Genomic DNA, 18,618 nt, shown 5'->3' on the forward strand with positions numbered 1-18,618 from the left:
TCCAATAATAGAGCGACGTCAATGAAACTGAACGCATCCTTGCCAGCGTGCCTGGCTTTCAGCTTCGTATCACTTGCCGCCCAGGCTGCTGAGGGCCCTCCTCCGCCTTCCGTCAGCCAGCCCAGCGGTATCAACCTGGGCGGCACCAGCTTCTACGACGGCTTCGCCGGGCCACCCGGGCTGACGCATCAGACCTACCTGAAGTTCAGTACGTCCAGCAGCATTCGTGACAATGCCGGCAAAGACAACCGCAACTTCGATAACCCGAAAATCAATGTCATTACCCTGATCAACCAATTCAGCTATTACTCACCCAACACCATCGGTGGCGGCGCGCACCTGGGCTGGAGCCTGTTGGTCCCGGTGGTCTCCCTGGACGGCGACTTTGGCGACAACGGTGTCAAGCTCAAGGACAACGGGGTCGGTCTGGGTGACGTCACCGTCGGCCCGCAGATCCAGTTCGACCCGATCGTCAACGCCGAGGGCCGGCCCGTGTTTGTGCAGCGCGTGGCCTTCGATACGATCCTGCCCACCGGCAAGTACGACAAACACAAGGACTTGAACCCCGGCTCCAATTACTTCTCCTTCAACCCCTACTGGGCTGCCACCTTGATGCCGGCACCGCGTTGGGAAGTGAGTTGGCGCTTGAACTACCTGTACAACTTCAAGAACGACGACCCGGCCAGCAGTTCGGCACAGTTCTATGAAGGGCGACCGGTGCGCGACACCCAGGCAGGGCAGTCGGCCTGGGCCAACTTCACGGCCTCGTACGAGGTGTTCCCGAAGGTCTCGGTCGGGATCAACGGCTATTACTTCAGGCAGATTTCAGATGACCAGGCCAACGGCGATCGCCTGAGCAATTCTCGCGAGAAGGTGCTCGGCATCGGCCCCGGCCTGTTCTGGAAAATAACCGAGGACAAGGCCTTCTGGCTCAATACCTATAAAGAGACCGGCGTGGAAAACCGCAGCAAAACCGATTACGCCGTGCAGGTTCGCTACGTTCACAAGTTCTGACTGAGGTGATGTTTGATGAATGCGCTCAACTCCATCGACAGCAAGAAATCACTGGGCGCTATCTGCCTGATGATGGTCATTTCCCTGGGCACGCTGCAGATCCAGCCGATCCTGGGTGGCGCGTTGATTGATCAGCTGGGTGTGCCGCTCAATGCCATCGGCGTGATTTTCGCCGCCGAGCTGATCGCGATGGCCATCGCCTGCGGCGTATGTGCGCTGCTGATGGCACGTGTCGACCGCCGCCGCTTTGCTCTGGTTGCCTTGTTGATATTGGCCGCCGGCAACCTGGTCAGCACCCAGCTTCACAGCCAGGCGTGGCTGGTGGTTTTCAGGGTGATCTGCGGTGCCAGCGGTGGCGCGGTCATGGCGGTGGTGTATGCAACCGCTGCACTGCGCAGGTCAAAAGACGCGACATTTGCCGTGATCAATATCGGCAACCTGCTCTGGGGCATGCTGCTGGTGACGTCCATGCCCCTGCTCTTGCAGGCGTTTGGCGTGCAAGGTGCCTTTTTCCTGCTGGCCATCACCAGCCTGCTTGCCGCGCTGGGTTGCTGGAGAATACCCAGGCACTACTCAGACGCCCATCGCATTGCCCACGGTGCAGCCCGGCCGTTCGGGCTGACCTCCATGCTGCTGATCGCACTGTTTGCGCTGCTGTTTTTCGGGCATTCCGCCCTGTGGGTGTATCAGGAGCGAATCGGCAAGAGTCTGGGCCTGGAGCCCCAGCAGATCGGCGCCATCCTCGGTGGCAGCATCCTGGCCGGCGCCCTGGGGGCGGGACTCTCCGGGATGATCGGACGACGCCTGGGTTTGTTGTTCCCGCAACTGTTGAGCTTTGGCACCGCCTTGCTGGCGACGCTGATCATGGTCTACGGCGACAGTACTGTTGCGTTCGCCACCACGGCTTGCCTGATTCATATGGTGTGGTTTTTCAGCTTGCCGTACCTGCTTTCGATGGCCGCCGAACTGGACCCCTCCGGTCGATTGGCGGGCCTGGGCAACGCCGCGATTTTCGTCGGCCAAGGGCTTGGCCCCTTTGGCGCCGCGCTGGTGGTGGGTGATGGACACTTTCGCGCGGTGGGCTGGCTGGCCGCCTGCGCTTATGTGCTGGCCTTGATCATCTCGTGCCTGGTGGTGGCTCGCTTCCGTCGAGGCGTGAAGCCTTGTGGGCAGGCGCTCTCGACGCAATCGGCCTGAATGTCATTAACGAAACCGATCCATGAGATGAAGCGATGAATACTCCATTCCCCAACACCCCCGAATTTTCCGGGGCGCTGTACACACCCAGCCGCGTCGAAGGCGAGGTGTATGACCTTGAGGTCGAAGGCGCGATCCCCGAGGCGATCCGTGGCACCTTTTACCAGGTGTCACCGGACCCGCAGTACCCGCCCATGCTGGGCACCGACATATTCTTCAACGGCGACGCCCTGGTCAGCGGCTTTTACTTTGCCGATGGCCAGGTCTCGCTGCGCCGCCGCTACGTGTTGACCGACCGATTGGTCGCTCAACGCCGTGAAGGACGCTCGCTCAATGGCGTGTACCGCAACGCCTACACCAACGACCCGCTCGCGGCAAAAAACAACACCACCGCCAACACCTCGGTGATCGCGCACAACAACGTCCTGCTGGCACTCAAGGAGGATGCCATGCCCTGGGCGCTGGACCCGCAGACGCTGGAGACCCTCGGCGAGTGGAATTTCGACGGGCAAATCGACGCTGCGACCTTCACGGCCCACCCCAAGCTCGACCCGGTCACCGGAAACCTGCTGGCCTTCAGTTACGAAGCCAAAGGCGACGGCACACCCGACATGGCTTATTTCGAGATTTCGCCGCAGGGGAAACTGCTGCATGAGATCTGGTTCCAGGCGCCCTACGCCGCGATGGTCCACGACTTCGCGGTCACCGAGCATTACGTGGTGTTCCCACTGATCCCCTTGACGGTGGACGTTGAACGCATGAAAAACGGCGGCCAGCATTTCCAGTGGCAGCCCGACCTGCCCCAGCTGTTTGCCGTGGTGCCCCGCCATGGGCACGCGCGGGACGTGCGCTGGTTCAAGGGCCCCAAGGACGGCTTCCAGGGCCATACCCTGAATGCCTTCGACAAAGACGGAAAAATCTACCTGGACATGCCGGTCACCGGCGGCAATATCTTCTATTTCTTCCCCCAGGCGGACGGCTTCGTACCACCGCCGGAAACCCTGGCAGCCAGCCTGATGCGCTGGGTGTTCGACCTCCACAGCTCACAGGATGAGCTGCAACCCCAGGCACTGACGGACTACCCCTGTGAATTTCCCCGCTGCGATGACCGCTACATCGGACGCCAGTATGAACACGGGTTCCTGCTCGCCTTCGATCCGCAGCGGCCCTATAACCCGGCGAACGGGCCGATGCCGTTTCAGTTCTTCAACCTGCTGGCGCACCTCAACCTGACAACGGGCGTCACCGATGCCTGGTTCCCCGGTGACAGCGGATGCTTTCAGGAGCCCATTTTCATTCCACGCTCGGCTCAGGCACCGGAAGGTGATGGCTACGTGGTCTGTCTACTCAACCTGATTGCCGAAGGCCGCAGCGAACTGGTGGTACTGGACTCGGCTGACATGTCAGCGGGCCCTATCGCACGTATCAAAATCCCGTTTCGCATGCGCATGTCGCTGCACGGCTGCTGGGTGCCACGTTAAGTCCGCCTGGCATTCCCCTCTCCTCCAATAGCCACACCCGTCGCCATCCCCCCCCATGGAATGGCCCGGGTTGCTTGGCGTTGGAAATCTCGATTCGATGATCGAACACAAAACCCACATTTATTCCGCAATACGAGATTTATGCATAAATCCCACTTTACAGGATTAATGCATAAGCCTAGATTAACCCCATTACTGCCCCGCTCCCGTTCCCCTTTCCGAGAGGACGCTTCATGAAATTCGCAAGCTTCGTTGTTCAAGGCCGCACGACTTACGGTGTGGTTGACGGTGATCAGATAATTGACCTGGAATCGGTCAAGGCCACCTTTGGCGCCGACCTCAAGCAGGCGATTGCCGCCAACCGCCTGGGAGAACTGACCCAGGCCGTGCTCGCGCCACTGCCACGCGTGGCTCTGGCAGACGTGACGTTCCTGCCGGTTATCGCGAACCCCGGCAAAGTGCTGTGCATCGGCATCAACTACGCCACCCACGTGCGTGAAACCGGCCGTGAAATGCCGACTTACCCGATGATTTTCACGCGTTTCGCCGACAGCCAGGTGGCCCACCTGCAACCGATCATTCGCCCCAAGGCTTCGCACAAACTGGATTTCGAAGGCGAGCTGGCGGTGGTCATCGGCAAAACCGCACGGCACGTCAAAGCGACGGATGCACTGGACTATGTGGCCGGCTATGCCTGCTACAACGATGGCAGCGTCCGCGACTGGCAGAAGCACACGATCCAGTTCGTGCCTGGCAAGAATTTTCCGAACACCGGCGGTTTCGGTCCTTGGCTGGTGACCGGCGATGAAATCGGCGACCCCCAGGACCTGGAACTGACCACGCGCCTGAACGGCGAAGTGATGCAACACACCCGCACCAGCGACATGATTTTCGACGTGCGCCAATTGATCGAGTACTGCTCAACCTTCACCGAACTGGCGCCTGGCGATGTCATTGTCAGTGGTACCACCGGTGGTGTCGGCGCCTTCCGCGAACCGCCGGTCTGGATGAAGCCTGGCGATACCGTCGAGGTCGAGATATCCGGTATCGGCATCCTGCACAACAGCATCGCCGACGAGCAGTAAGCCATGAAGCCAGTGTCTGAATCACAAGCCCCGCCAGAACAGGACGCCGATAACAAAGGCTCGAGCCTGGAACGCATGCTGCGGGTCCTGGATTTATTCACCGAAGCCAGCCCGATCTGGGCGGTCGACGTAATGGGCGCGGAGCTCGGTTATACCCGCTCGACCATCTACCGCTACGTTCGCGAACTGGCCGAGGCGAGCCTGTTGTTTCAAGTCGAGGCCGGGCGTTACGCGCTGGGCGCGCGGATTATCACCTGGGACCGCCAATTGCGCCTCAGCGACCCCTTGGTGCGCGCGGCACAGTCCCTGGAGCAGGACCTGCCGCGCTGGAGCGAGCAGCAAGTGTGGCTGATCTGCCGGCTGTTCAAGGACCAGGTGGTGTGCATCCACCAACAGGGCGAGTTGTTCAGTGAGGTCAGCTATTCCCGTGGTTCACCCAGGCCGCTGTTCCTCGGCGCCACCTCGAAAGCGATCCTCGCCAACATGACTTCGCGCCAGCACAACCAACTGTTCCTGGAAAACCCCGACGAAGTCCGCGCCAGCAACCTGGGCCACACCTGGGAACAGTTCCGCCGCTCACTGCAGCAACTACGCCGCCAGGGGTATGTCGCCAGCGCGGCTGAAATTGATCCCGGTGTCTACGGCCTGGCGGCGCCGATCCTCGACAGCGACGGCAAGGTGGTTGGCAGCATCAGCTGCGTTCGTCCGATCGAAGAGCGCGACAACACCCTGGAAGCGCAACAAGGGGCACAGATGCTCAGCCTCGCGCAGGCGCTTTCGCAACGCATGGCGGCGCTCACCCACGCCCCCCGACAGCCGGACTGAAACCTTTGGAAGGGAATAACAATGACAACCCTCAACAGCTTCAGCACTCAAGTCCTGATCATCGGTGCCGGCCCCACCGGGCTGACCCTGGCCAACCTGCTCGGCCAGGCCAATGTCGACACGCTGATCATCGACCGCAAGGCCGGTACCGTGACCGAACCCCGCGCCGTCTCGATCGACGATGAATCCCTGCGCACCATGCAGGCGATCGGGCTGGATGACGCCGTACTGCGCGACGTGGTGCCCGGCTACGGCGTGCACTACTTTACCCGCCCGGGCGGTCGTTGCTTTGGCAAGGTCGAGCCCACCGGCAAGGTGTATGGGTTTCCCAAACGTAATGCCTTTCGCCAGCCTTTGTTTGAAAGCACCCTGAAGAACGGCCTTGAGCGCTTTGCGAGCCTGACAGCACGCTTCAATCACGAACTGCTGGAGTTCACTCAAGATCAGCACGGCGTGCGCGCGTTGATCATGGACGCCGATGGCCAACTGCTCGAGGTCAAAGCCAGCTACCTGGTCGCCTGCGACGGCGGGCGCAGCCCGGTGCGCAAGCAACTGGGGATCGAGATGGTCGGGTCCAGCTTCGCCTCACGCTGGCTGGTGGTCGATACCGACCAGGACGACGATCCGTTCTGGCAGACCCGCGTGTACTGCGATGCCAGACGCCCGGTCGTGGAAGTGCCCGGCCCGCACCGCACACGGCGCTTCGAGTTCCAGCTCAAGCCTGGGGAAGCCGATGCGCAGGCACTGAGCCCCGAGAGCCTGCACACACTGCTTCGTCCGTTCAAGGGGGATGCCCCGGTGTCCATCGTGCGCAAGACGGTCTACACCTTTCATGCCCGCGTTGCCGAGCGTTGGCAGGTTGGCCGCGTCTTTCTGGCCGGCGATGCCGCACACTTGACCCCACCCTACGCCGGGCAAGGGATGAACAGCGGCGTTCGCGATGCCCACAATCTTGGCTGGAAGCTGATCGGCGTCATCAAGGGAAAAATGGCCGCGACCGCCCTGCTGTCCTACGAAAGCGAGCGGCGCGACCATGCCTGGGCCTTGATCAAGCTGGCCCTGAACCTGGGCGTGGTCATGGCCCCGGCCACCGTACTGCGGGCTCGATTGATCAGCGCGGCCTTCGCATTGATCGGCCTGGTGCCACCGCTGCGCGACTATTTCCTGCAAATGCGCTTCAAGCCCAAGCCGCGGTTTACCAAAGGCCTGGTGCTGCCCGAAGGCAAAGCGGGAAAGCTGGCCTGTGGGCAAATGTTTCCTCAGCCATTGCTGACCGACGCCCAAGGCCATGCCCACCTGCTGGACGCGAGCCTCGGGGACGGCTTCGCCCTTATTCAATATGGCGACCCTGCCCACCAGCGTCTTGACCAACTGCACCACGGTCTTTGGGACCACCTGGAAGCCAAGCGCATCCTGATCCTGCCCGCGCACTGGCAGACACTGCCCTCGCTCCCGGGCTGCACCGTGCTGCAAGACCGTGAAGAGGCGCTCAAGGGCGTGCTCGGCGACAGCCAACAGTTTTTGCTGCTACGCCCGGATCGCTATATCGCCGCCATCTTCGACATGGCCACCCAAGACCAGACCGCCGAATCATTGCAGACGCTGTTCGGCATCACCCTGACGAACAACTGCGCGGCTGAGCCACGCATGGCACCCGTCTACCCCTGAACCTTCAGCCCCAGAGGTGTTTATGCAAACCTTGCAGACTTCCACACCCGCACGCCTGTGCTATCTGCACCTGGCAAGCAAAGATCCCCAGCAGCAAGTCGAGTTCTATCGGCGTCTGCTGGACATGGACGGCCTGGCGCAAGCCGACGGCAGTTGGCTGCTCCAGGGGCCCCAGCGAGCCATGCTGATTTCGCCCGCCGACCACAGCGGCCTGCTCGCCGCGGCGTACGACCTGGGCAGCCAGCCGCGCTTGAGCGAGCTGCACGCCCGCCTGGTAGCCAAAGGGTGCAGCGTCGAACCGCTCGACTCGCCGTTGCTGGAAGCGGGCGCCTTTCAAATCCGTGATCCCCAGGGACGGCAAACCGTCTTTGGCGTCGCCCGCAACGCATCCACGGCCAACCCCAGGGGCATGCCGGGGCGCCTGCAGCACGTGGTGTTCCAGACCACCGAACTGGAAGCGATGATCGACTTCTACGTCAACACAGTGGGCTTCACCGTCTCGGACAATGTCGTGGACGAGCAAAGCGGCCAGCTCACCACCTGTTTCCTGCGCTCGGACGATGAGCACCATTCACTGGCGTTTTTCCGCGGCTCGAAAAACGAATGGGACCACCATTGCTACGAAACCAATGAATGGAACGACATTCGCGACTGGGGCGACCGTTTCGCCAAGGAACGCATCACCCTGTTCTTCGGCCCGGGTCGCCACGGTCCCGGCAACAATCTGTTCTTCATGGTGGTCGACGCTGATCGCAACCGCCTGGAGTTCTCGGCCGAGCTGGAAATCACCGAAGCCAGCCGTCCACCCGGGGTCTGGCCACAAGAGGAATACACCCTCAATTCCTGGGGGCGCGCCTGGATCCGAAGCTGAATACGTTCAACCACAGGGCCTGCCCTCTCCTCCCCTTAAATTGACGCGGCTACCTGCCTCTAAGGTAAGACAATGACAACTCCAATCATCGCGCCCTACTCCATCAACGGCGACCAATACATCAACGGCACCTGGCGTGCAGGTCGTTCTGCACGACGCCTGGACGACCGCAACCCCTTCAACGGCGAGTCTTTGCTGGAAATGCCCCTGGCCTCGGTGGCCGACCTGGACGACGCCTACCAGGCCGCCCGGCGCGCGCAAACCGATTGGGCAGCGCTGCACCCGACCCAACGCAGTGCGCAGTTGGAAAAACTCGCCCAGGTCATCCAGAACCGTCGCGAAGAAATCATCGACTGGCTGATCCATGAGTCCGGCAGCACCCGTATCAAGGCGGGCATGGAATGGCAATTCACCCTCAGCCTGGTGCGCGAGTGCGCAACGCTGCCGATGCAGGTCGAGGGCCGGATCCTGACCAGCTACAAGCCTGGCGAACAGAGCTTCGTGTTTCGCGAGCCACTGGGGGTGGTCGGTGTGATCAGCCCGTGGAACTTCCCGCTGTACCTGAGCATGCGCTCAGTGGTCCCGGCACTCGCGCTGGGCAATACCGTGGTACTCAAGCCGGCCAGCGATACGGCGGTCACCGGCGGCCTGCTGATTGCCCATCTGTTCGAAGAAGCCGGTTTCCCGGCGGGCTCGCTGAACGTGGTGGTCGGCGCAGGTTCGGAGATAGGCGATGCGTTCGTCGAGCACCCCATACCGAGCCTGATCTCCTTCACCGGCTCCACGGATGTGGGCCGCAATGTCGGACGTATCGCCACCGGCGGCAAGCACATCAAGCGCGTGGCGCTGGAGCTGGGCGGTAACGCGCCGCTGGTGGTGCTGGCGGATGCGGACATCGAGATAGCGGCACATGCCGCAGTGGTCGGGCGCTTCCTGCACCAGGGCCAGATCTGCATGAGCGTCAACCGGGTCATTGTCGACCGCTCGCTGTATGCCGACTTCGCGGCGCTGGTGGTCGAGCGCGTGCGCAACCTCAAGACCGGTGACCCGGCCCTGGCCGACACGGTGATCGGGCCGGTGGTCAACCAGAGCCAGCTCGATGGCCTGCTGGGTAAAATCGACGCCGCCGAGCGCGCCGGCCTCAAGCAATTGTGCGGCGGCCAGGCGCGCGGCCTGGTGCTGCCGGCCCATGTGTTCGGCGAAGTGGGCCCCGACCAGGCCCTGGCCCGGGATGAAACCTTCGGGCCGTTGTTGCCGCTGATGGTGGCAGAAAATCAGGCGCATGCCCTGGAGTTGGCCAACGCAAGCGAGTACGGTCTGTCGAGTGCGGTGTTTACCCGCGACATGGCGCGCGGCTTGAGTTTTGCCCGCGGGATTGTGGCGGGCATGACCCACATCAACGACATTACCGTCGATGATCAGCCGAATGCTCCTTTTGGCGGCGAAAAGAACTCCGGCCTGGGGCGCTTCAACGGCCACTATGCTCTGGACGAATTTACCCGTGCACATTGGGTCACCTGGCAAGCCGGGGGCCATCACTACCCGTTCTGATCGCGTGCCAGGATCGGGCAAGGCTCAGCCTTCGCCCGGTCAGCCAACACCAAAAATAAAAAGGGCGAAACAATGAATAATCTAGCCTGTGTGTCCACCGAACAGGTCGTTTGTTCTGACCGGCTGATGAAGTGGAAAGAGTTCATGAGTGATCACCTGGGCCGCACGCCGGAGTATATAAAGCGCCTGGAATCCACCAGCATCGACCCGTTGCAGGACGGCAACTTCCAGGGCCGGCTGGAATACGGTGACCTGGGCCAACTGCGTTTTTGCCGCATGACCGCCAGCGCCCATCGTTACTCACGCCACCTGAGCCAGGCGCTCGACGTGCTCGACACGCCGCGCATGCTGATCCTGCAAATCGCCGGGGTCAGTCATTTCGACCAAGGCCAGCAACACAGCACCGTCGCGCCGGACGAAATGCTGCTGGTCGATTGCGGCAAACCCTTTAGCGTCACGAGCCCCCAGGGCTGCGAGCACTTTCTGCTACTGTTCCAGGGCGCCAACGGGCAACTGAAACACCCCGGCGACATGCACCTGAACGCCCGCAATGGGCTGGGCCGCATGCTGATGCACCTGATCAGCGACGCCTACCAGCACTATCCGTTGCTCAACAGCCACTCGGCCGCACTGATCGGCGACAGTATCGCCGGGCTGCTGGACAACGCGCTGAAGAACAAGCAGGACGAAAAACAACTCGAACATGACTTCCGCTTCTTCAAGCAGAACCGCCTCAAGGCTTATATCGAGCGCCACCTGGCTGACCGCGACCTGAGCACCGAGCGCATCGCCAACGCAGAGCAGTGCTCGGTGCGCAGTTTGCACCGCGCGTTTCAGGATGAGTTGGGGTGCAGTGTCAGCGAATACATCTGGCAGCGTCGGCTGTCCCGTTGCGCCGAAGACCTGCGTAACCGCGAACAAGCCCATCGTTCCCTGACCGAGATCGCCTATGCGTGGGGCTATGGCAGCAGCTCGCACTTCAGCCGGCACTTCAAATCGACATTTGGCATGTCGCCCCGATTGTTCCGGGAAACGGCCAGCGAAAGCCGGGGTTAGTCGCCAGCCGTTTGCGCATCAAGCGCCTCAACTTCGACGCAAGAGGGTATTGGGCGCAACACCAAAGGCCTTGCGAAACGCGTGGCTGAAATGGGAGAAGTCAGAAAACCCGAAGTCCAGCGCCGCCTGGGACACGCTGCGCACCTGGCCACGCTCGATCGCCTCACGGCTGGCATTCAGACGCTCCTTCCAAATCTCTGCAACCGGGGTTTTCTGGTACCGCGCGAAGGCGCGCGTAACGGTTCGCGTGGACACATTGTGGGCTTGCGCGATGACTTCAATCGACAGGTCCGGCTCGGTCAGGTGCCGTTGAATGTACTTCATGATGCGGCCGTAGAGGTCCAGCTCCTGGTGGGTTGTCTTCAGGTCCTGGAGTTCCAGGCTGATCACCAGCAGGTCAATCAATGCGCCTGAATAACGATTCGAGATGTGCTCATCCTGCAACGACGTCGGTGCGCTCGCAGCCTGTCGCAACATTTCACGCAGTGGAATGACGCCGGGGCGCCGGTCGTCGAGGACCATCGCCGTGTAATCGGCGATCCGTGGCAGACGCTCGGTCAGCAAGGCTCGCGGAATACGGACCAGGTGGTTTTCGGTACCACCGAAGCTGAATCGAAACGCTTGAGTTGCGTCATAAAGAAACAAATTTCCGGTTGCCAGGTTGGCTTTTCTTCCGCCTTGCTCAATTTGTCCATGGCCATTTCGGGAGAAGCCCAACCATAAATCTTCAGCCGGTCCGCTGCGCAGGTGCCGCTCGGAGCGTTCCCAGTAATGCAGCGGCGATGACAACGAACAGATGTCCAGATCGCCGACAGTGTTGATGGCAAGCGCTCCGTCAAAACTGCTCTGGGACAAGGGTTTGCTATCTGCCGACAGGCAGTGGCGGCAAACCACCTCTTTCCAGTAATCAAAGCGACGGGGCGCCGCTACGGCAAGGGTCGAATACTGCGTGCTTGGGTTCATGGCACTGACCTCAACAACGATGCAATTGACGCTCGATAGGTTTGATTTGCGGCCAATATCCAGCCTTCAAAAGCAATTAGCAGGCCAAGCGCAGCCGCAGGCCTCTTCAGGTGCCGCCGTGCGATTTCCATCGAGACGTTCGCCAGGCTTCGGTGCTGTCGTCTTCGCCGTCATCCCCATTTAGAAGCACCGCACGTCACGCGGTTGGCTCACGTGCACCAACGCGGACCACAGGTGCAATTGCAGTTCAGCATTGTCTTTTCCAACCAAACGGTTGTCTCGTCGAACAAAGCGCGCCCTCGCCGCCCAGCCTAATTTCCACCTCACAGCAGCTCACCCCACCGCTGATGAGGCATGCCATGCATCGACCCTATTCACAACGAATGGCTGATTCCTCCTGGCTTCTGCAAAGGCGCGACCTCGCACCTGAAGAGTCGGCTTATTGGTTGATTGAATGGGGGGCCATGACGCTGCTGCACCGATGGCAGGTCGCCAAGCGCGACCTGCCGCCGAAGCGCTGACGCCCACCCGTAGGCCTGAACGAAAATAACGAGGAGCTCAACATGGAATCTGCAATCGACACACATCTCAAATGCCCACGCACCCTGTCCCGCCGCGTGCCCGACGAGTATCAACCGCCGTTCCCGATGTGGGTCGCGCGCGCTGACGAGCAGCTGGAACAGGTGGTGATGGCCTATCTCGGCGTGCAATATCGTGGCGAGGCCCAGCGCGAGGCTGCATTGCAGGCAATGCGCTATATCGTCGGCAGCTTCAGCCTGGCCGATGGCCCGCAAACCCATGATTTGACCCACCACACCGACAGCAGCGGTTTTGATAATTTGATTGTGGTCGGGTACTGGAAAGACCCTGGCGCCCACTGTCGCTGGTTGCGCTCATCCCAGGTCAATGACTGGTGGAGTTCGCCGGATCGGCTCAGTGACGGCCTGGGCTATTTCCGCGAAATCACCGCCCCGCGCGCCGAGCAGTTCGAGACCCTGTACGCCTTCCAGGAAAACTTGCCCGGTGTCGGCGCAGTCATGGATACCACCAGTGGCGAGATCGAAGAACACGGTTACTGGGGCTCGATGCGCGACCGCTTCCCGATCTCCCAGACCGACTGGATGAAGCCCAACACTGAGCTGAAAGTGGTCGCGGGTGACCCTGCCAAAGGCGGACGGGTCGTGGTGCTGGGGCATGACAACCTCACCCTGATTCGTTCAGGCCAGGATTGGGCGGATGCCGAGGCGGACGAACGCTCGCTGTACCTCGACGAAATTTTGCCGACCTTGCAGGACGGCATGGACTTCCTGCGTGACAACGGCCAACCCCTGGGCTGCTACAGCAACAGGTTCGTGCGCAATATCGACATGGACGGCAACTTTCTCGACCTGAGCTACAACATCGGCCATTGGCGCTCGGTGGAAAAACTCGAACGCTGGGCCGAATCCCACCCTACCCACCTGCGTATTTTCGTGACGTTCTTCCGCGTGGCCGCGGGTTTGAAAAAGTTACGGCTGTACCACGAAGTGTCCGTGTCAGACGCCAAGAGCCAGGTATTCGAGTACATCAACTGTCACTCGCAGACCGGCATGTTGCGCGACGCGCTGTCGCCAACCGCCTGAGCGCCATCGGCGCTTACAGCCCAATTTCGGCTTCCTTGCCCCCCTCCCCGGGTGGCCCGGTCTCCCTGTGCGAGGAATAAAAGATGAATAAGATTCGCCTGCTGACACTCTCCACCCTGTTGCCCGCACTTCACGCGAACGCCGGTGAAGTAGCCCCTGGCGACTATGAGCAATACCCGGTCGGCGCGACCATCGGTGCGATTTATTACCAGCACTCCACCACGGACTCGGCTTACGCCAACGGGCACAAGGTCAGCTCTGACTACAGGTTGAGCTCAGACGTCGGCATTCTGCGTCTGCTCCATGTCTACGCGCTCAGCGACACGGTCACCATCGACCCGCAATTCCTTTTGCCGTTCGGGCACGTCTCCAGTGCAGGTGATGCCTCGACGCTGGGCAGTACCCGTGGCGTCGGCGACTTGATCCTGACCGCGCCGGTCAAGTGGCGGCTCAACGAAGCCCGCGACACCCTCAGTGTCGCCCCCTATCTGTACGTACCCACTGGCACTTACGACAAGAATGACGCGCTGAATATCGGTGAGAACCGCTGGAAGTTCGAACTGCAGAGTGCCTACGTCAAGCACTTCACAGAACAATGGGCAATGGACCTGGTCGGCGGCGCTACCTGGTATGGCGACAACACTGATTATGGTGCGAATGCCGACCGTATGAAGCAAGACGTTTCCTACGCAGCACAGATCATGGGCCGTTACATGCCGGACGCCACCACCGCATTTGCTATCGGCGTCGGGCGCACCTGGGGAGGCGAGACGAACGTCGAGCACGTCAATCAGGATAACGAGTTGGGGACAACCAACTTCCGTCTGACGGCCACCAAATTCGTCACCCCCAAGGACCAGATCCAACTGCAGTTGGGCAAGGATCTCTCGGTGGACTATGGCGCCAAGGAAGACTTTCGCATGAACCTGCGTTACGCCCGCATCTTCTGACGCAAGCGTCCACCGGACAGCCATCGCAGACCTCTGCTGCCTTGGCGCAGGGCTGTCCGGCTCAGCCAAGTCGATGTCTTTTCCAACCAAGCCTGCGACCGCAGGCGCGGACTATCTTGAGCACCAAGCCCACCGATATTGACGAGTACACAGTGCTCTTCGGCCACTGACGATAAGGACCGCCCCACCATGGCAATCGTTCGCCCCACCCTTGAGCAGCTATTGGATATCGCGAGCAGCCTGCACATGCAGCTCAGCCCCGAGCAAGCTGATGAATACTTGCTTCTTATGCAGTCAAGCTTCGACGCTTACGACCTGATTGACGAGTTGCCCGACTTTATCCCGCCTGTACGTTACGAACGCAGCTCGGGCTATCGTCCATCGGCCGCACACAACCCACTGAACGCCTGGTACTTGCGCACGGAAGTCAGCGGCGCCCGTGAAGGCAAACTGGCCGGTAAAACGGTCGCGCTCAAGGACAATATTTCACTGGCTGGCGTGCCCATGATGAATGGTGCCAAGCCGCTGGAGGGCCACGTTCCAGCGTTCGACGCCACCGTCGTCACCCGATTGCTGGATGCGGGCGCAACCATCCTCGGCAAGGCCACGTGCGAGCATTACTGCCTGTCCGGTGGCAGTCACACCTCCGACCCCGCACCGGTGCACAACCCTTATCGCCATGGGTTTGCCTCGGGTGGATCGTCTTCCGGCAGCGCGGCGCTGGTTGCCGCGGGCGAGGTCGACCTGGCAGTCGGCGGCGACCAGGGCGGGTCCATCCGGATTCCTTCCGCATTCTGCGGCACCTACGGCATGAAGCCGACCCACGGCCTGGTGCCTTACACCGGAATCATGGCCATCGAAGCGACCATCGATCATGCCGGCCCCATCACCGCCAATGTGCGCGACAACGCCTTGATGCTGGAGGTGATGGCCGGCACGGACGGGCTCGATCCGCGACAAGCCGCCCCGCAGGTCGACACGTACAGCGATTACCTGGAGCGCGGCGTGAGCGGTCTCAGGATCGGCATCCTGCGCGAAGGCTTCGAACTGGCCAACCAGGACCCGCGTGTGGCTTCGTCTGTACGCAATGCCATCGCACGGTTTTCGCAGCTGGGCGCGCAGGTCGAGGAGGTGTCGGTACCGGAACACAAGATTGCCGGTTCGCTGTGGCACCCCATCGGCTGTGAGGGCCTGACGATGCAGATGATGCACGGCAATGGGGCCGGCTTTAACTGGCAAGGGCTGTATGACGTCGGGTTGCTGGACAAGCAAGCCGGATGGCGCGATCAGGCCAATGACCTGTCGGCCTCTCTCAAGCTGTGCATGTTCGTCGGTCAATACGGTGTCGAGCGCTACAACGGCCGTTTCTACGCCAAGGCGCAAAACCTCAGGCGCCTGGCACGCTCCGCTTATGACGCGGCATTGGCGCGCTATGACCTGCTGGTGATGCCTACCGTGCCGATCATTGCCCAGCCCCACCCGGAGCCGGGTTGCTCGATCACCGAGTATGTGGCCCGAGCCCTGGAAATGATCGGCAACGCCTCCGCCCAGGACATCACCGGCCATCCGGCCATGTCGATTCCCTGCGGCCTGGTAGACGGCTTACCTGTCGGGCTCATGCTGGTGGGCAAGCACTATGCCGAAGGCACGATTTACCAGGCTGCCGCGGCGTTCGAAGCGTCTGTTGACTGGAAAAACTCTTAGCCGGTCCTGCAGCGCCAAAAGAAGCAGCGCAAAAAGAATAAGCCGTCAGGCGCTGCCTGGAAGATCAACGATGAGGAATCAACCCATGACCACACCTGAAAAAAACACGTCAACCCCGGGCGAACGAGCACAGGCTTTACTGCAAGTGCTCAAGCAAAAGGACCTGATCCCCGACGGTTACATCGAGCACATGACACAGCTGATGGCGCACGAATGGAGCCCAGAGAATGGTGCTCGGATTGTGGCCAAGGCCTGGGTGGACCCGCAGTTTCGTGAACTGCTGCTCAAGGACGGCACCGCAGCGTGCGCCCAGTTTGGCTACACCGGCCCGCAGGGTGAATACATCGTTGCCCTGGAAGACACGCCCAGCGTGAAAAACGTGATTGTGTGCAGCCTGTGCTCCTGCACCAACTGGCCTGTGCTCGGCTTGCCGCCGGAGTGGTACAAGGGCTTCGAATTCCGTGCGCGGCTGGTTCGCGAAGGGCGCACCGTCCTGCGGGAATTGGGCACGCACCTGCCGGCCTCGGTCACCATCAAGGTGTGGGACACCAGCGCCGAAAGCCGCTACCTGGTGCTGCCTGTGCGGCCGCAGGGGAGCGAATCGATGGATGAAGAAGCGCTTCGAAAATTGATCACCAAGGATGTCCTTATCGGCGTGGCGCTACCGCACGTAGCGTAACCGGGGCGCTTTGTTTCTTTCACTTTTCAGAGGTATTCACGATGGATGGTTTTCACGATCTCGGTGGTTTTCAAGGCTTTGGCAAGGTCCCTCATACCATCAACAGCCTGAGCTACAAACAGGTGTTCAAGCAGGACTGGGAGCACCTGGCCTACAGCCTGATGTTTGTCGGTGCCGATCACTTGAAAAAGTTCAGCGTGGACGAAATACGCCACGCCGTCGAACGCCTGGATGTTCGTCAACATGTCGGCACCCAGTACTACGAACGCTATGTCATCGCGACCGCCACCCTGCTGGTCGAAACAGGCGTCATCACCCAGGCGGAACTCGATCAGGCCCTGGGTGCTCACTTCAAGCTGGCGAATCCCGCTCATGCTGAAGGTCGCCCGGCGATCACCGGTCGAGCGCACTTTGAGGTGGGCGACCGAGTGCTCGTGCGAGACGAGTATGTGGCCGGGCATACCCGCATGCCCGCCTACGTGCGTGGCAAAGAAGGCGTGGTCCTGCACCGCACATCCGTGCAGTGGCCATTCCCGGACGCGATTGGCCATGGCGACCTGAGCGCGGCGCATCAGCCCACCTACCACGTCGAGTTTCGCACTCAGGACCTGTGGGGGGACGCCGCAGATGAGGGTTTGGTGGTGGTCGACCTGTTCGAAAGCTACCTGGATAAGGCCGCAAGCCAACCTGCGGTGAACACATGATTGACGGCGCCCAGGCGGGCCGACTGCCGGTAACGGTACTTTCCGGCTTCCTCGGCGCCGGCAAAACCACCCTGCTCAACCATATCCTGCGCAATCGCGAAGGCCTGCGGGTGGCGGTCATCGTCAATGACATGAGCGAAGTCAACATCGATGCCGAAGAGGTGCAGCGCGACGTATCACTGCACCGTGGCCGCGATGAGTTGATCGAGATGAGCAATGGTTGCATCTGCTGCACGCTGCGCGCCGATCTGCTCGAACAGATCAGTGCCCTGGCACGCCAGCAGCGTTTCGATTACCTGCTGATTGAATCCACCGGGATCTCCGAGCCCATGCCCGTGGCGGAGACGTTCGCTTTCCTGGACGCACAGGGCTTCAGCCTCAGCGAACTGGCACGGCTCGATACGCTGGTGACGGTGGTCGATGGCAGTCGTTTTCAGGCGTTGCTGGCGTCGCCGGACACCGTGGCACGCGACGACGCGCAGGAGGACACACCCAAGCGCCCTCTGGCGGACCTTCTGATCGAGCAGGTGGAGTATGCCAACGTCATTCTCGTCAACAAACTGGACCTGCTCGATGAGCCTGGCTACCAGGCCGTGCACGCGATCCTCGCCGGCCTTAACCCGACCGCGCGGATCGTGCCGATGGTTGAGGGTAACGTTGAGTTATCCAGCATCCTCGATACCCATCTGTTTGATCTGCCCAGCCTTGCGGCGTCGCCGGGCTGGATGAAGAAAATGGAGGCCGGCGACGCACCGGCCTCCGAGTCGGACACCTATGGCGTGACGTCCTGGGTGTACCGCGAGCGCGCGCCTTTTCACCCAAAGCGATTGTTCGACTTTCTCCAGCGGCCCTGGTGCAACGGGCGTCTGCTGCGCAGCAAAGGTTACTTCTGGCTCGCCAGCCGACACCGGGAAACCGGCCTGCTGGTGCAGAGCGGCAAGCAGTTCCAGTGGGACTATGTCGGCCACTGGTGGAACTTCATCGAGCCGTCGCAATGGCCGCGGGATGAATATCGGTTGCAAAGCATCATGGCCAAGTGGGACAGCATTGTCGGGGATTGCCGGCAAGAGCTGGTCTTCATCGGCCAGGATCTGGATACCCACACGTTGCAGCGCGAACTCGACCACTGCCTGCTGAGTGCTCAGGAAATCGCCGCAGGCCCGTCGGCCTGGCAAGCCCTGCCGGGGGCGACAGCCTTTGACGCCCTGGCCTTGTCGACATGCCCGACGCCCTCGCTTGCAGGCTGAA

The 18,618-nt window shown here is 61.2% G+C and carries 17 protein-coding genes; 16 read left to right on the forward strand and 1 reads right to left on the reverse strand.

The window, feature by feature from the left end:
- Window positions 1-21: 21 nt before the first annotated feature.
- The 9 genes from ACM530_RS29030 to ACM530_RS29070 all read left to right on the forward strand — a co-directional run bounded on the left by ACM530_RS29030 (window position 22) and on the right by ACM530_RS29070 (window position 10,748).
- On the forward strand, window positions 22-1,014 hold the full coding sequence (locus ACM530_RS29030; protein WP_145163518.1) for a SphA family protein: 993 nt from the start codon (window positions 22-24) through the stop codon (window positions 1,012-1,014).
- Between the two features lie 15 nt (window positions 1,015-1,029).
- Entirely contained in the window at window positions 1,030-2,211 is a 1,182-nt protein-coding gene (locus tag ACM530_RS29035; RefSeq protein WP_145163516.1) for an MFS transporter, read from the forward strand.
- A gap of 35 nt (window positions 2,212-2,246) precedes the next feature.
- Window positions 2,247-3,692 carry a carotenoid oxygenase family protein gene (locus tag ACM530_RS29040; RefSeq protein WP_416363843.1) on the forward strand — a complete coding sequence of 482 codons (1,446 nt, stop codon included), beginning with the start codon at window positions 2,247-2,249 and terminating at the stop codon, window positions 3,690-3,692.
- Between the two features lie 233 nt (window positions 3,693-3,925).
- A complete protein-coding gene (locus ACM530_RS29045) occupies window positions 3,926-4,777 on the forward strand; it encodes a fumarylacetoacetate hydrolase family protein (RefSeq protein ID WP_416363844.1) in 852 nt (283 codons plus the stop codon).
- A gap of 3 nt (window positions 4,778-4,780) precedes the next feature.
- The gene (locus ACM530_RS29050; protein WP_369302693.1) at window positions 4,781-5,602 is read left to right on the forward strand and encodes an IclR family transcriptional regulator; all 822 of its coding nucleotides are present in this window, start codon (window positions 4,781-4,783) and stop codon (window positions 5,600-5,602) included.
- Window positions 5,603-5,623: 21 nt separating this feature from the next.
- A complete protein-coding gene (locus tag ACM530_RS29055) occupies window positions 5,624-7,270 on the forward strand; it encodes a bifunctional 3-(3-hydroxy-phenyl)propionate/3-hydroxycinnamic acid hydroxylase (RefSeq protein ID WP_416363845.1) in 1,647 nt (548 codons plus the stop codon).
- A gap of 22 nt (window positions 7,271-7,292) precedes the next feature.
- A complete protein-coding gene (locus tag ACM530_RS29060) occupies window positions 7,293-8,141 on the forward strand; it encodes a VOC family protein (protein ID WP_416363846.1) in 849 nt (282 codons plus the stop codon).
- Between the two features lie 72 nt (window positions 8,142-8,213).
- Window positions 8,214-9,692: an aldehyde dehydrogenase family protein gene (locus ACM530_RS29065; RefSeq protein ID WP_416363847.1), complete on the forward strand. Its 1,479-nt coding sequence runs from the start codon at window positions 8,214-8,216 to the stop codon at window positions 9,690-9,692.
- Between the two features lie 72 nt (window positions 9,693-9,764).
- A complete protein-coding gene (locus tag ACM530_RS29070) occupies window positions 9,765-10,748 on the forward strand; it encodes a helix-turn-helix domain-containing protein (protein WP_145163502.1) in 984 nt (327 codons plus the stop codon).
- Window positions 10,749-10,775: 27 nt separating this feature from the next.
- Here the strand turns inward: ACM530_RS29070 and ACM530_RS29075 are convergent, their stop codons facing one another.
- On the reverse strand, window positions 10,776-11,711 hold the full coding sequence (locus ACM530_RS29075; RefSeq protein WP_145163500.1) for a helix-turn-helix domain-containing protein: 936 nt from the start codon (window positions 11,709-11,711) through the stop codon (window positions 10,776-10,778).
- Window positions 11,712-12,070: 359 nt separating this feature from the next.
- Between ACM530_RS29075 and ACM530_RS29080 the strand changes: the two genes are divergently transcribed.
- From ACM530_RS29080 to ACM530_RS29110, 7 genes are all read left to right on the forward strand, one after another.
- Window positions 12,071-12,232, forward strand: a complete 162-nt coding sequence (locus ACM530_RS29080; protein ID WP_369302697.1) for a hypothetical protein — start codon at window positions 12,071-12,073, stop codon at window positions 12,230-12,232.
- 42 nt (window positions 12,233-12,274) lie between these two features.
- Complete coding sequence (locus ACM530_RS29085) at window positions 12,275-13,333, forward strand: phenylacetaldoxime dehydratase family protein (RefSeq protein ID WP_416363848.1); 1,059 nt, start codon at window positions 12,275-12,277, stop codon at window positions 13,331-13,333.
- 83 nt (window positions 13,334-13,416) lie between these two features.
- Window positions 13,417-14,283: a transporter gene (locus tag ACM530_RS29090; RefSeq protein ID WP_416363849.1), complete on the forward strand. Its 867-nt coding sequence runs from the start codon at window positions 13,417-13,419 to the stop codon at window positions 14,281-14,283.
- Between the two features lie 189 nt (window positions 14,284-14,472).
- Window positions 14,473-15,987: an amidase gene (locus ACM530_RS29095; protein ID WP_416363850.1), complete on the forward strand. Its 1,515-nt coding sequence runs from the start codon at window positions 14,473-14,475 to the stop codon at window positions 15,985-15,987.
- Between the two features lie 85 nt (window positions 15,988-16,072).
- Window positions 16,073-16,666, forward strand: a complete 594-nt coding sequence (nthA, locus tag ACM530_RS29100; RefSeq protein ID WP_145163493.1) for a nitrile hydratase subunit alpha — start codon at window positions 16,073-16,075, stop codon at window positions 16,664-16,666.
- Window positions 16,667-16,707: 41 nt separating this feature from the next.
- Complete coding sequence (gene nthB, locus ACM530_RS29105) at window positions 16,708-17,370, forward strand: nitrile hydratase subunit beta (RefSeq protein ID WP_145163491.1); 663 nt, start codon at window positions 16,708-16,710, stop codon at window positions 17,368-17,370.
- Window positions 17,367-18,617 carry a GTP-binding protein gene (locus ACM530_RS29110; protein WP_416363851.1) on the forward strand — a complete coding sequence of 417 codons (1,251 nt, stop codon included), beginning with the start codon at window positions 17,367-17,369 and terminating at the stop codon, window positions 18,615-18,617. Before nthB ends, ACM530_RS29110 begins: the two co-directional genes overlap by 4 nt.
- Window position 18,618: the final 1 nt, after the last annotated feature.

This window comes from Pseudomonas sp. NFX183 (assembly GCF_047943075.1).
Classification (GTDB): domain Bacteria; phylum Pseudomonadota; class Gammaproteobacteria; order Pseudomonadales; family Pseudomonadaceae; genus Aquipseudomonas.

Coding starts and splice junctions, on each gene's coding strand:
- ACM530_RS29070 (WP_145163502.1), top strand. CDS start 9,765: ATGAATAATCTAGCCTGTGTGTCCACCGAACAGGTCGTTTGTTCTGAC.
- ACM530_RS29060 (WP_416363846.1), top strand. CDS start 7,293: ATGCAAACCTTGCAGACTTCCACACCCGCACGCCTGTGCTATCTGCAC.
- nthA (WP_145163493.1), top strand. CDS start 16,073: ATGACCACACCTGAAAAAAACACGTCAACCCCGGGCGAACGAGCACAG.
- ACM530_RS29055 (WP_416363845.1), top strand. CDS start 5,624: ATGACAACCCTCAACAGCTTCAGCACTCAAGTCCTGATCATCGGTGCC.
- ACM530_RS29090 (WP_416363849.1), top strand. CDS start 13,417: ATGAATAAGATTCGCCTGCTGACACTCTCCACCCTGTTGCCCGCACTT.
- ACM530_RS29030 (WP_145163518.1), top strand. CDS start 22: ATGAAACTGAACGCATCCTTGCCAGCGTGCCTGGCTTTCAGCTTCGTA.
- ACM530_RS29110 (WP_416363851.1), top strand. CDS start 17,367: ATGATTGACGGCGCCCAGGCGGGCCGACTGCCGGTAACGGTACTTTCC.
- ACM530_RS29050 (WP_369302693.1), top strand. CDS start 4,781: ATGAAGCCAGTGTCTGAATCACAAGCCCCGCCAGAACAGGACGCCGAT.
- ACM530_RS29080 (WP_369302697.1), top strand. CDS start 12,071: ATGCATCGACCCTATTCACAACGAATGGCTGATTCCTCCTGGCTTCTG.
- ACM530_RS29095 (WP_416363850.1), top strand. CDS start 14,473: ATGGCAATCGTTCGCCCCACCCTTGAGCAGCTATTGGATATCGCGAGC.
- nthB (WP_145163491.1), top strand. CDS start 16,708: ATGGATGGTTTTCACGATCTCGGTGGTTTTCAAGGCTTTGGCAAGGTC.
- ACM530_RS29035 (WP_145163516.1), top strand. CDS start 1,030: ATGAATGCGCTCAACTCCATCGACAGCAAGAAATCACTGGGCGCTATC.
- ACM530_RS29075 (WP_145163500.1), bottom strand. CDS start 11,711: ATGAACCCAAGCACGCAGTATTCGACCCTTGCCGTAGCGGCGCCCCGT.
- ACM530_RS29045 (WP_416363844.1), top strand. CDS start 3,926: ATGAAATTCGCAAGCTTCGTTGTTCAAGGCCGCACGACTTACGGTGTG.
- ACM530_RS29040 (WP_416363843.1), top strand. CDS start 2,247: ATGAATACTCCATTCCCCAACACCCCCGAATTTTCCGGGGCGCTGTAC.
- ACM530_RS29085 (WP_416363848.1), top strand. CDS start 12,275: ATGGAATCTGCAATCGACACACATCTCAAATGCCCACGCACCCTGTCC.
- ACM530_RS29065 (WP_416363847.1), top strand. CDS start 8,214: ATGACAACTCCAATCATCGCGCCCTACTCCATCAACGGCGACCAATAC.